The sequence below is a fragment of the Pedobacter sp. 10L46_2 genome, assembly GCF_056395165.1.
Genome location: NZ_JBFTIZ010000232.1, coordinates 1 through 13250, shown reverse-complemented (window position 1 = coordinate 13250; position 13250 = coordinate 1). Strand labels below are relative to the sequence as shown.

9 protein-coding genes are annotated in these 13250 nt (G+C 38.8%); 1 reads left to right on the top strand and 8 read right to left on the bottom strand.

Annotated features, from left to right (window positions below; all coding sequences use genetic code 11):
- The coding region (locus AC1DDX_RS20130; protein ID WP_477622475.1) for a c-type cytochrome at positions 1-761 on the top strand (761 nt) is incomplete at its 5' end.
- Here AC1DDX_RS20130 and AC1DDX_RS20125 read toward each other — a convergent pair.
- From AC1DDX_RS20125 to nanU, 8 genes are all read right to left on the bottom strand, one after another.
- The gene (locus AC1DDX_RS20125; RefSeq protein ID WP_246269708.1) at positions 762-1418 is read right to left on the bottom strand and encodes a hypothetical protein; all 657 of its coding nucleotides are present in this window, start codon (positions 1416-1418) and stop codon (positions 762-764) included.
- 136 nt (positions 1419-1554) lie between these two features.
- Positions 1555-3525 (bottom strand): beta-N-acetylhexosaminidase, encoded by a 1971-nt coding sequence (locus AC1DDX_RS20120; RefSeq protein ID WP_288879375.1) that lies wholly within the window; start codon positions 3523-3525, stop codon positions 1555-1557.
- 6 nt (positions 3526-3531) lie between these two features.
- A complete protein-coding gene (locus AC1DDX_RS20115; RefSeq protein WP_172663011.1) occupies positions 3532-4716 on the bottom strand; it encodes an AGE family epimerase/isomerase in 1185 nt (394 codons plus the stop codon).
- A gap of 11 nt (positions 4717-4727) precedes the next feature.
- Positions 4728-6719, bottom strand: coding sequence for a GDSL-type esterase/lipase family protein (locus AC1DDX_RS20110; protein ID WP_477622474.1), 1992 nt, complete (start codon positions 6717-6719; stop codon positions 4728-4730).
- 20 nt (positions 6720-6739) lie between these two features.
- The gene (locus AC1DDX_RS20105; protein WP_337716276.1) at positions 6740-8311 is read right to left on the bottom strand and encodes an exo-alpha-sialidase; all 1572 of its coding nucleotides are present in this window, start codon (positions 8309-8311) and stop codon (positions 6740-6742) included.
- A gap of 33 nt (positions 8312-8344) precedes the next feature.
- Positions 8345-9592, bottom strand: coding sequence for an MFS transporter (locus AC1DDX_RS20100; RefSeq protein ID WP_288879378.1), 1248 nt, complete (start codon positions 9590-9592; stop codon positions 8345-8347).
- 1 nt (position 9593) lies between these two features.
- Positions 9594-10772: a galactose oxidase gene (locus AC1DDX_RS20095; protein ID WP_288879379.1), complete on the bottom strand. Its 1179-nt coding sequence runs from the start codon at positions 10770-10772 to the stop codon at positions 9594-9596.
- 17 nt (positions 10773-10789) lie between these two features.
- On the bottom strand, positions 10790-13225 hold the full coding sequence (nanU, locus tag AC1DDX_RS20090; protein WP_477622473.1) for a SusD family outer membrane lipoprotein NanU: 2436 nt from the start codon (positions 13223-13225) through the stop codon (positions 10790-10792).
- Positions 13226-13250 lie beyond the last annotated feature (25 nt).

Genomic DNA, 13250 nt, shown 5'->3' with positions numbered 1-13250 from the left:
TTAATAAAATCACACCTATTTTTGAAGCACTTGGTGCTGTTGGGAATAAAGAATCTATAGCTATACTTTCTGGTGCGGTAGCAAGCACATCTAATGATAAATCGATGCGCCAAAAAGCTGTTGAAATGTTGGGCAAAAGCCGGATTGGAGAAACTAAAGTCTTGGAAATGCTAAAAACAAAGGCATTGCCTGCAGATTTAATTCCGTTTGCGGTAAAAGGTGTAAGTGGATCTGGTGTTAAAGGATTGTATGACGAAGCAAAAACCTATTTACCGGGTTCTAATGCTGATGAAGCAAAAAAAGGAACAATGGTTAGTTTTAATGAGATCATTGCTTTTAAAGGAAATGCATTAAAGGGAAAAGCTGTTTTTAACAAAGCGTGTTTCATATGTCACAAAGCGAATGGACAAGGATTAGATTTTGGGCCAAACTTGTCTGAAATTGGCGCTAAGCTACCAAAAGAGGGTCTTTTTGATGCTATTGTAAGGCCATCTGCAGGTGTGAGTTTTGGTTATGAAACTTCTCAACTGGACATGAAAGATGGTTCTAGTCTTGTTGGTATTGTATCTAGCAGAACCGAATCTGATATTCAATTGAAGTACCCTGGTGGAGCTAGTCAGAAATTAAAATCAGCTAATGTGAGTTCCATAAAAGAGGTTCCAGGTTCAATGATGCCCGATGGACTGCATGAAAGCATGACAAAACAAGAATTCTCTGATTTGCTTGAATATCTTTCGACGTTAAAGAAAAAAGAGCAATAGCTATTCTTTGGACTTTTTACCGCCAACATTTATAACAGCGCCAATGGTAAATATCGAATTACCGGCGCTCATAAACTTACGGCTGTTGAGTCCAAAGTTACCGCTTGATGTATACTGCAATTGTACGGCATCACTCAAACGCATTCTGGTAAAGAAAATTGGCTCTAAAAAAGTATTGCCTTCTCTGACCTGGCCTATTGAATTGCGCATAAATGTTTTCATTTGTACACTGCTGATACGTAATGCTGTTCCGTAATTTATAGGAAAATCGGTACCGAATAAGCGCAGATTATTGCTTTTCTTAGAACTGTAATTTACCTGTATAAATGTTTTGTTGTAGGTGATTTCTTCGAGATCAGTATTTGTTAATATGTCATTATCATCAAATGTTCTGAAAGCTCTGTTTGTTTTTCCACCACCATAACCGGCATATATTTCTAGAATCCTGTTATTTTCGGGGCCAAAGGTGTTAAAATATCCACCACCAACTTCTACTAATTTGTGTTTAAAATCTTTGCTGTGCTTTTCACTGTTCATATATGCCCCGCTAAATAGTACACCAAAATGATCTGAAACTGCATACGCACCATTTAAACTTGCATTGCCTCGAAAAGAGATGTGACCGCCACCGCTAAACTCTCCTTTTTGGCTTAACATTGGTGTATTGGGCACATTTGGCATATAAACAGAAGAACAAGAACTAAAAAAAATCAGGGATAGATATAATAGAAGTTTGTAGTTTTTAATCATACAGAGAATCACCTTTTATGTAATACTGCTGAGACTATCAAATTTAAAGCCAAGGTACAACTGTAAACATCCATTTTTCCGGATTTTGCCAATCTTTCCCTTTAAAAGAGCCTACAGGTAATTTAACTAGGATGGTATTCCAGCCTTTTTTTAAATGAACTTTTGTTGGTTCGCGGTATTCATATCCTTCATCGATAAGAGGCAATTCCAGATTGCCTTTTGCTCCTGCCTGCTTCCATTGTGGTGGTGGAATGAGTTTACCATTTACCAATACCTGGCTTTTTCTGTTGTCCCAGGTTCCCTCATTGGGTGAGTCTGACGCGTAAGACCTGGAGATGTTGTTAAAACCAATCCAGAAGTTCTGTAATTGATCTTTATCACTCCAAATTTTAGTGGTAGCATACCAGGTAGTGTTTTCTTCGGGCTTCTCTAGAAGTCCTTTCACTAGAGGACCCCACCAGTGCCTTAGAATAAAAGTACCACCAAAAGCAGTTAATGCTGCTTTGCTGGTATCAATATCATTTGTCTCTTCAGGATAGAATTGTTTGGTAAGATCACCCTGATTACTGAAAGGCCCGTAGAATTTCCATTTCAAATGTGCCTGTGGTTGATATGGAAACGGCATTTTTGAGAAGTAGCGATTTTTATGCTTTATTAAACGATGCTCAAATTCTTTGAATACATTAACTTCTTTGGAACCATCTAAACCTACATAGGTTAACCAATCTGGCTGTCCGCCCCCACGCCAACTCCTTTCGGCAAAAGCCAGCACCGCAGGATATACGGATGTTTGCATAAATACATCTTCGGGTTTGTTTACCCGTCGGTCTGGCCATACGCAAAGGGTGCCACCCAAAGCTGCATCATTCCCTTTGTCCAGATTGGCAATTTTCCCCTTAAATATAGACACCACACTTTCCAGAGGATCCATGTGATTAATGTATAAATGGCGCGAGTCTATATATTTTACCTTAGGATTGGCGCTAACCTTTGTAGCGTCTTCTATCCATAACTGCCTGATGGTGCTTTCTGTAAACTCACCCCCCGGCTCCCAGCCTATTACCTTTTTTCCCTGTTTTTCAACTAAGGAAATCACTTCTGGCAGAAAATTTTTATTGGTGATCTTTACTTCATCTGCTCCGATGTGCAGGTAGGGAACATCAAAAGTATCGCAAAATTCCTTTAAGATGTTCTTTACAATAACCAGCCCGCTATCGCTTTGCATATCTGTTTTCATGGCTCTTTTAAATGCCGCGCTGTGCCCCGGCATATCTATTTCGGGAACTACTGTAATATGACGCGCTTTGCAGTAACTAATCAATTCCTTAAGGTCTTTTTGAGTATAGAACTTGCCTTTATTGCGAAGCATGGTTTCGGGAGCAGTTAGCTGTGGATATAGCTTGCTTTCTAACCTCCATGCAATATCTTCTGTAAAATGAAAATGAAATATATTGAGCTTATATGCTGCAATAACATCAATTTGCTGCTTAAGCAAATCCATAGGTTGATAATTCCTGCCTGCATCAATCATATAGCCCCGCCACGAAAAAGAAGGCCAGTCTGTAATGTTGCATGCCTTTACATTTTTGCCACTATCAATTAGCTGCTTTAATGTTTGCAGGCCATAAAATAAACCTGCCTTACCTGCGCCGGTGATTGTTATTGCACTGGCAGTGATGTTGAGTTTATATGCTTCTTCTGAGCTAGAATCTAGTGTGCTAACCTTTCCCAATTCCAAAACAATACTGGGTTTATTTGGGGCAGCACTTTTTTTAATTGGAATTATCAGGCCAAGTTCCTTCAGTTGCCGCTGTAATAGCTCTGCTTCTTTTTGTAAAGAAGCACTTTCAACAACTATTCCTTTATAATTTTTAAGTGCAATCCACTCCTTTTTCCATTCAATTTGCTGAGGCATTGGAATTAATGCTGGCTTCTCATTTAAAGGTTTTTCAGCTGTTTGTGCAACTGCATTGATGTTTAAAGCCAGCAAAAATATTAGCAATGTTTTAATCATATTGGTTTATGATTTTAAGTGTTCGTTTAATAAAGATAGACAATACCATTCCTGTCTGGGTAAATGAAATGGGCCTTTAAATAAGTTTCCTTTAGCTGTTTGGGCTAAGCTACCATCGCGGTGTAAATACCCAAACCATTCGCCATTTTTAGGATCATGGAAATGCTGATAGGCATAATCGTTAACCATTTTATGCCATTTTGCATATTTCTCATCGCCGGTTATGGTATATGCCAGCAATGTAGCAATGATCACTTCATTATGAGGCCACCAAAATTTCATGTCCTGCCAGTATTCCTGAACAGGTTTGTTGTATACATCCCTGAAATATAAAATGCCCCCGTGCTCCTTATCCCATCCACGTTCCCACATATAATCGAGCATTTTACAACCTAGCTTTATTAAATGCGGATCGTTATTTCTGTATTTAGCCTCGTGTAGTATGAACCATGCGCCTTCAATTGCGTGACCTGGATTTAAGGTTCTTCCATCAATATGATCAACTATGCTACCGTCAGGCGCTACCTGTTCCATAACGCACTGAATATCATCTTTAACAAAAAAGGTTTCAATTTCTTTGATCCATATATCGATCCACTCATTACAGCGCGGATCTCCAATAGTTTCGCGTAATTGCTGCGCAGTGTTCATCATAATCATTGGAACACCAATTCCTTTTGTTGGTCTTGTGCCGGCAAACTTTGCAGGCAATAAACCTGGTGTAGTTGAATACTCAATGCATTTACCAAATAAATACCTGGCTTTGGCCGCAGCAGCTTCATCGCCGCTAGCTTTAGCATAGGCTGCATTGGCAATTACCGCAAAGGTTTCGGAAAAATAATAACGGCGTTTACGAATAGGCTGCCCATCGCGCGTTACATGAAAAAACATTTGCCCATCGGTATCAAAACAATGATTATTTAAAAAATCTATCCCTGATTTAGCCCCATCTAACCATTCCTGTTTTTGTTCTACTGTATTGTATAAGGTTGAAAGTAACCAGGCTGCCCTACCCTGTATCCAAACGGCTTTATCATCATCAATCAAGCTACCATCCTGATCGCGCATTAACAGATAACCACCGTATTCGGTATCTATAGATCTGGGAAACCAGAAGGGAACCGTATCGTTTAATAACTGATTATGATAGAATGTTTTAAGGTTCTGTAAATCTTGTACAGTATAACTCATTTTGAAATATTTTAATTTAATGGAATTGAAAAAGTTGAAGCCGGCAAACCTGCCTCATTAACCAGGTTGGCCCGGGTGAAGGGCTCCCATGCATATAGCACTTCTTTTATGGTTTCACCGTGTGGAATCTTTAAAATCACCTTATTATTAATTATAGTGGCTTTTGCAGTAATGCGATATCCTTTTAGGTTTGTGAATTGAAAACCGATTAAGGGTTCTCCGTTTCGCGTAGAGAGTTTTTTAGCTTCTGTAAATGAAAGTATGATATTGTTCTTTTCTTGTTTATGGTTTGATATGCCAGGGCCATTAGCAGTTATAGGCTTGTGATAAGTGTTTTTAAGGGCTAAAACGGAACTTACAGCCATACCACTATTAGGTATGTCCTTTAATAACTTACGCTGAGCATCTCTGAAATAAGGCCATGACGGGCGATCTATACTTGAAAGTTGCACGTAATAAAAGGGAAAATCGTAGCCCCACTTTTTGCGCCAGCTATGCACTAATACAGGAAATGTATGTTTATATAAATCTACATTTTGGGCATTGCTTTCTCCCTGATACCATATTACACCCTTTATAGGGAATTGAGTTAACTTGGCTATACCTGCTTCGTAGTTATATACAGGTTCGTATGGATGACGCTGTTTAGGATTTGATGCTTCTTTAAGATTAACATCGGCACGACCTCTGGCCCACTCCTGTATAAAATCAGATTTTCGCCAGTCTGTAAGCACATCAACAAGTTGCTCATCGTGTTCCATAGTGTACCTGTCGATCCAGGATTCTATAGTTGAACCACCAACGGCAAGTTGTATTAAACCAATGGGCACGCCTGATTCTTCTGCTACTTTTTTACCGAAATAGTATCCTACTGCAGAAAAGTCTGCAGCTGTTTCTGAAGTGGTTGGCGTCCAGCTTCCTGAAAAGTATTTAAGTGCATTAACTTGCTTCAGCGTTTTGGCATTCCATGGGGCATCATTTGTTTCCACGTACTGATTGAACTTAAATAACCTTACCTTATTTGCTTTAATTTGAGCTAGTTCTACTTTCCCTGTTTTAGCCGCGCTTAAGGTAAATGACATATTCGACTGCCCTGAACATAGCCAAACATCGCCAATAAGAATGTCTGTTAAAGAAATGGTTTTATTGCCTGATTGCACACTTAACTCATATGGTCCGCCATGTGACATTTCGGTAAACTGAACCCTCCATTTGCCATAATTATCAGCAACTGCGGTAAGCTGTTTATGATTAAACAAAACTTTTATCTGTTCACTGCTATTTGCTGTACCATATATACTTATTGGTTTATTGCGCTGAAGCACCATATGATTCGTAAAGATCTCCGGAAGTTCAAGTCCGCCATAATTGCCGGTAAGGTTTCCGTAAACAGTTTTTGCGATGATGGCTGCTCCTTCCTTATCGGGATGCAGATTATCGGCAAACAAATCGGGTCTGTTATATAAAGCCGATGTTAGGTCAATTAAGCCAGTATTGTTAGCCTTAGCTATTTCAATAATTTGTTCCTGAATTTGCCAATACCAATCGCGTGTACCAGATTTAAACCTTGGATGGCCGTTAAATATGGGTGTAAGTTTGCATATAAATAGCTTTACATTGGGATTTTGTTTTTTAAGTGTATCCAATAGCCATGAATAGTCTGATTTGAAATCGCCTTTAAATTCAGGCCAATCTCTGGGATCAGTATCGTTTAAACCAAGGTGTACAATTGCAATATCAGGCTTAAACAAGACAGCATCCTGAAACTGTTTTGTTTTATAATAAGGCCTGTGTCCCTTTTTTAAAAGTGTAGCTCCGCTTAGGCCAAAGTTTTTAACCCCATATTTTTGCCCAAGTAAATCCTGTAATACCGAAGGGTAAGATTCTTTTGCAGGATTTTTGAGACCGGCGCCAAAAGTTACTGAATTACCAATACAGGCTACCCGTACCTCCTGACTGTACGAGGTTAATCCAAGTGACCATAGCAGTACAAATAGCGACATTGACCTTTTCCTGAACATAATTACTTAATGATATCACTTACCGGAACCCTTACAAATAGTAAACTGCTGATGCCTTCGTACAAAATACCAATGGTATTGTCGTCGATTTTAGTAAGCGCAGAATAGCCAAAAGAATCGCGTTCATCTATTAATAATTGATTGGCAGGCATCCATGTTTCGCCCATGTCCAAGCTAGCTTTAATGGTGATATTCCTTCTTGGTGCTTTGGAAACATTTGGATTACTAAAGAACAACACGTCTTTCAATACCCCTTTAACCTTAACTTTTGCTTTAATAAAACTTCCCATGCAAACAGGGTCTGCAAGTGTATTATAAGAGGTTGAGTGTGCTGTCCAGCTTTTACCCATATCGGTAGTAGTAGCGACGCTTCTAAAGCTTCCTCTGTTATCTCTCATATTTAGCATAATGGTTCCTGGAGTAGTTTCTACCAATTGGCTTTCGGTGGTATTGGATTTTGCACCGATACCGCTGTTCCATGATTTACCATGATCATCACTATATATTAATGTAGAATGCGGCATTTTTTGAGCATCCCAATATTGTGCAGGAAAAACAATCTTGCCATCTGACATAGCAATACCATTTCCTGGTCCAGGGAAAAATAATCTCCATTCCGGATTCTTTACCTGTGAAGTTATGCTATAAGGTTTGCTCCAGGTAAGTCCATCATCAGTACTGCTGGTTACCACAAATTGTCCTGTTTCTTCGGGTGTAAGGCCTGGACCAGAACCTGCAATAGAACGATTTCCTTTACTCCATAAAGCCGAAACCCATATGGTTTTGGTAACCGGATCAAACAAAACAGAAGGATCGCCTACACCGCTGTTTTCATCTGCACGACCCATGTTCATAATGGTTTTCATAGCATCCCATGTTTTACCGCCGTCAGTACTTCGGCTCATACCTACATCTATGTTTGCCGGAAGATCACCACTGTGATCATAGCGGATATCGTAAACCGAAATCAGGGTACCTTTGTTGGTAGTTACAATTCCCGGGATACGATAGGTATGCACATTTTCATCTTTAGGCTTACGCAATGCAATACCAAAAGGGTTAGGTGTATGTTTATTTTGATTAATCTTATAAGCTAAGCCAGATAAATCTGTAAAGAAGCCTGCATTCAGGTCTAATTTGTGATCTATATTGGCGTCGTTCTTTAAGCCAACACTAAGCCAGAAATAATGAATACCTGGTTTTAATTTCACATCAAAAGGAATTGTAAATTTATTGCCTGAAGGAACAGTGCTTCCAATTGATTTAGCGCTGTTAAAGTCAGGTTTTTCATTACTCTGATATATTTCTAGCTTAGCTATATCTTTTATTACTTCTTTATTGACAGATCCGGAAATGGCGTTATAGGCAATTTCATGATTTCCTGCCGGTATGTTTACCTCAATACGCAGGTAAGCATTTGCCTCTATTCTTTTAAATATTGGGTTCTCTGTAGAAACAGTGCTAATTTTTATAGCGTTTGCACCTGTTTCTGTATATATTTTTTTGCTACATGAGGTAATGCCTAATACAATAATCATTACCAGAATAGCTTTCATTATATTTCTCTGTGTCATTATCTTATATCAATCTATTTAACTATCAAACTACTACGCATCAACAAAATCATTATGTTGTGGACGCAAAAAATAAAGCTGAACAACCAATGCAATGACCACAATCCCTGCAAGCATTGCGAAATCTTTACCAAGGCTGCCGGCATCAGAAGATTTGCCTAACAAATCGGTAATAAAAGCGCCGAAGAATACGCCCGTCATATTCATCAATCCGTATGCTGTTGCCCTATATCGGGCCGAAACAAATTGACAAAGAATGGGCATATTGTTGGCATCAAACATTCCAAAGCCTAAACCAAAGCAAATAGCCGCTCCCACAACATGAAAGAGTGAGTGGCCAAAGCCCAGTAATAATAAGGATGGAATGGTTAATGCCAAACCAATTGCACTGGTATAAATACGCCCTTTAATGTTTTTCTGCACCCATTTATCAGACAAAATACCCCCAAATATTACCCCTAGAAAGGAAGAAGCCGCTATTGTAATGGTTGACAGTGGCCCGGCAGTGGCCATTGGAATATTTAAATTCTGCGCAAATAATGTAGGCAACCAATTCTTTGCCGCCCAACCGGGTAAACTTGGAACTGCAAAATAAAACAGAATAATCCAAAAGGAAATATTTGTAAACAGCAACCACAATCCTTTAAAAAGCGAGGGTTTAGTGCTAATTATAATTTTATCGGATACCATTTCATCATCATTTACCTTTTTCTCTCTTAAAAAGAGGATTAAGATAAACGAGTAAACAATACCCGCTATTCCGAACCAATGAAAGGTAGATTGCCATGAGAACTTGTCGGCAATGGTTGCTCCAAAACCACCTAAGGCCTGGCCCATGTACAGTCCTGTCATGTGAATACCTATAGCCAAAGATCGTGTTTTAGGTGAATGGAAATCGGCGATTAAAGATAGCCCTGCAGGAATGTAAAGTGCCTCACTAACGCCCATTATCGCCCTTAACCAGTAGATCTGATTAAAAGTTTCGGCATAGCCCATTAAAAATGTAACTCCCGACCAAACAAATAGACTACCTACAATTAGCCATTTTCTATTGAATTTATCAGCTATAATTCCTGAAACAGGGCTCATAAAACCGTATATCCACAGAAAGATTGCCATCAGATAACCAAAGTTGGTAGCCGATTGGAGCTCTTCAATATCAATTTGCATTGCTGGCTTCATGGTCGATAGCATTTGTCTGTCCATATAATTTAATAATGCCACTACCCACAGTAATCCAACAAGCACCCAGGCATAATTATTTGTGTTTTTCTTTAGCATATTATTGTTTTTTTGAACCCTGATCTGTTTCTATTTTACCTATCATTACTGATGGTGTTCTGACACCGGGTTTTATTTCTCCGTTAGATAAAACAATATCATCGCCCCATTTGGTGGCAGTTGTGGTAACATGTGCCGGAAAAGGCAGCTGACCCAACTTAACCCAGGTATTTTTAGTGGTATTATATACCAGCTGTGTTTTATAAAAACCCTTATGATGAATGCTTAACTTATTCTTTTCTAAAGTGAGTTTATCTTTCTCTTTCTGGGACTGGGATGTAGCAATTTGAGATATGTAGTTTTCTATTTTATGAAAAACCTCTCCATTATCTCCGCATGTAACTAAAATGAGATCATTCGCTACGGCAATCCCTGCTCCGGCAGAAAAATTAATTGTTTGTTTGCCATCAGAAATATCAGCCAACTTTTGCCATATACCCACAGCAGAATCATAAGCGTAAGTTGTATGATGTAAATCACTAATTCCTGAAGGTGTTTTAGTACGGCCGCCTATTACAAAGATCTTGTCTGCCTGCGCTACAATCAAGGCGTTTGCCAGTGGCACCGGTAGGCTTAGTAATTTTTGCCATATTGGATCTTTAACATTTAGATCAAGCTTATAAAAGGCATCAGATGAACTTTTTTCTTTATCACCGCCCACCAGATAAACCACATTACCAATATGGGTAAGCCCGGTATTAGTAACTGCAATTGGCAAATCGGGTAATTTTTTTACAATGATATTTAATTCCGGAGTGTCCCAGGTAATGATAAATGCTTTGTCAGATAAACCGTTTTGACCTTCGCCCCCGGCGTAAACCACTCCCAAATCAGTTGAAGTATTCCCGCAATAAGCTACAGGTTCCGGTAGCTTTGATGTTTTTGTACTCCATACAAAGTGTCCGTTTTGCTTAAGCAGCATCTGAATCTTATCTGAATAATATTTTTTCCCTCCTTCCCAAGGCATTTTATCGGGAAAATTAGCGCCTCCAGCAATCAGAAGGACATCATTAAAAACAGCATTCACAGCACCCGCAAAGCCCAATGAAGTACTGCCATCTGCATTTTGCAGTTTTGCAGCTGTATACCATTGTACTCGCTCTATTACAGTTTCCTGGGCAGAAACATCAGTAATCATTAGCATAAAAGGGATTGATAAAGAAAATAAATATTTGTTCATAAGCCTATTAATAAAAACTAATGAGGCGCGTTTGATTTAAAAGTATTAAAATCAAGTGCTGCTACATCAGATTTAAAATGTTCAAACTGATTGCTATCCATGTTTTTAACGGGCAACCTAAACTCACCACAATCTATTCCAACCACTTTCATATAAGCTTTTCCTGTAGCTATACCACCGTATTTGCCTAACAATCTGATCATATCTATGGATTGCTGCTGCAGTGAATTAGCTTTTTTCAAGTTGTTGTTCTCAAAAGCATCGATCATATCATAGTATAAAGGAGCTGCATAGTTAAATGTACTGCCTACTGCACCTTTTGTGCCCAGCACTAATGCCGAAAGCATATTCTCATCGCGACCCCAGAGCATGTCGTACTTTCCATCTTTAAAGTTCATACAAGATAAGAAATCCATAAAGTCTTCGTGTGTATATTTTACTCCGGCAAAGTTTTCAATTTTACCATCAACGGCCTGCAATAAATCATACATGGCAAGGCCTACTCCTGTTAGCACGGGTATGTGGTAGTAATAGAAAGGCATATCTGGTACTACAGCAGCAATTTCTGCACAAGCTTTAGCCAGCATATCAACATTAGCAGGTTTAAAATAGAAAGGAGCAGTAAATGAAATAGCGTAAAGCCCAATCTGTTTAGCATACAAAGCAAGTTCTTTACAATCTGTAATGCTTGTACCACCTAAAAATAACATCACTTTAAAGTCAGGATCGTCATTGGTGCAATCGGCCCAGACTTTTGCTATTTGTTTTTTCTCGTCCGTAGACATAGAAACACCCTCTCCGGTTGATCCACAGATGAAAGCGCCTGTAATTTTATTGTGTTTTAAAAATCTATAGTAATCAGGAATAATAGTTAAGTTGATGGCTCCGTTATTGTCCATTGGAGTAAAAGGAGCGGCAATTAAGCCTTGTAATTTCTCGAACGCCCTATTGTTTGTCAAAGAGGTTCTGTCTATTGGCCACAACAACTTGTAGGTTTCTGAAGAGGCCAAACCAGTTTTAGCAAATACATAGTTATTGCCCATACGTCTGAGATCATACCATCTTTTTCCTTCTCCAATAAACTCTAACAAACGTTCCTGAAGTATCGCTTCCTTAGGGTCAGCATCTATAGCTTGATGAGGATAACCCAGAGTAGCCTCATTGTAGTTGCTGCCAAAGGCTCTTGCTCTAACAAGATTTATCTCTGTAGCAGGGCTTTCACCTAATGCAACCTTAGCCTCCGCTAAAAGTAATAACAGATCTGCATAACGATAAATTGGGAAGTCATTGGTAAAAGCCCTGCTTCCCGCATTTTGTTCTCCTTGGTACTTTTTCAGGAATGCTCCGGCTATTTTAAATGTACCCGCTGCTGGTTGAGAATAAGCTGCCTGTATTGTTAAGTTTTTGCGTAAGTCATTCTCATTAAATTTTCTGTAGGTAGCTATTTTAGTAGGGATTCTTAATAACCCACCATAGTTATCTGTAACCACATCAAATTTTCTTACAGCTAAAGAATCATAGAAATTAATGATTAAGCTAGTTTGCGGAACAAAGTTTCCAATAAAAGGTAGGGTAGCTTCATTCAGTTTATTTCTTGAAACAAAAATCACCTCGTTATTGTCTTTCCCGGTTGATGAAAACACATCTGCAAAATTATTTAATAATGATAATGCAGGAGCGCCAGACTGAATACTGGTCAACGCAGTTTTTGCTATTGTAGCATCAGCAGTGCCTCCCCCTCTGTAACTTGTCCACAAATGCACTTCTGCATTTAACATTTGAGTGGCAGATTTTGACCAGAATCCTTTTTTATTCTTAGCAGAGAAAGAATAATCGGTACCAAAATTTTCATTGGAAAGATCAATGTCCGATTTAATTAAGCTCATTACCTCTGCTTCAGTCGACGCAGGTTTCGCTAAATTTGAAATATCAATATCAACGGTAGGATCTGTTGCAATTACAGCTTTACCCCAACTCCTGTATAGCTGAAAATAGTAAAATGCGCGCATACCATAGGCAATACCTAAATAATTCTTTTTTGATGTTTCTGACACTATATTGGTAGTATTCAATTTATTAATCAAAAGATTAATCTGATTAATGTTATTGTAAAATCCTCCGAAATTACTAACTCCTGAATTATCGGCATCTAAAGTATGCAGCCACATGCGCTCCATGCCTTGAGTTGCTTCACCCGTAAATGTGGCAGTAGTACCTGGATCTGTTCCATATATGTCCGCACGTACCTCTCCCAGAAATTCAAAACTGGTATTATGATCGCGAAAACGGGTGTGAATTCCACTCACAAAAGCATCCACCTGATCCGGAGTTTTCCAATAGCTCGCATCACTTAAGTTGCTCACCGGACTTAAATTTAAATCTTTTTTACAAGAGCTAAGGGCTATTGCACTAATCCCTAAACAGATTAGAATATTTTTTATGTTCTTTTTCATATCGCTAATTATTAAATATTAGAAA

Coding starts and splice junctions, on each gene's coding strand:
- AC1DDX_RS20125 (WP_246269708.1), bottom strand. CDS start 1,418: ATGTTAAGCCAAAAAGGAGAGTTTAGCGGTGGCGGTCACATCTCTTTT.
- AC1DDX_RS20095 (WP_288879379.1), bottom strand. CDS start 10,772: ATGAACAAATATTTATTTTCTTTATCAATCCCTTTTATGCTAATGATT.
- AC1DDX_RS20105 (WP_337716276.1), bottom strand. CDS start 8,311: ATGACACAGAGAAATATAATGAAAGCTATTCTGGTAATGATTATTGTA.
- nanU (WP_477622473.1), bottom strand. CDS start 13,225: ATGAAAAAGAACATAAAAAATATTCTAATCTGTTTAGGGATTAGTGCA.
- AC1DDX_RS20100 (WP_288879378.1), bottom strand. CDS start 9,592: ATGCTAAAGAAAAACACAAATAATTATGCCTGGGTGCTTGTTGGATTA.
- AC1DDX_RS20115 (WP_172663011.1), bottom strand. CDS start 4,716: ATGAGTTATACTGTACAAGATTTACAGAACCTTAAAACATTCTATCAT.
- AC1DDX_RS20120 (WP_288879375.1), bottom strand. CDS start 3,525: ATGATTAAAACATTGCTAATATTTTTGCTGGCTTTAAACATCAATGCA.
- AC1DDX_RS20110 (WP_477622474.1), bottom strand. CDS start 6,719: ATGTCGCTATTTGTACTGCTATGGTCACTTGGATTAACCTCGTACAGT.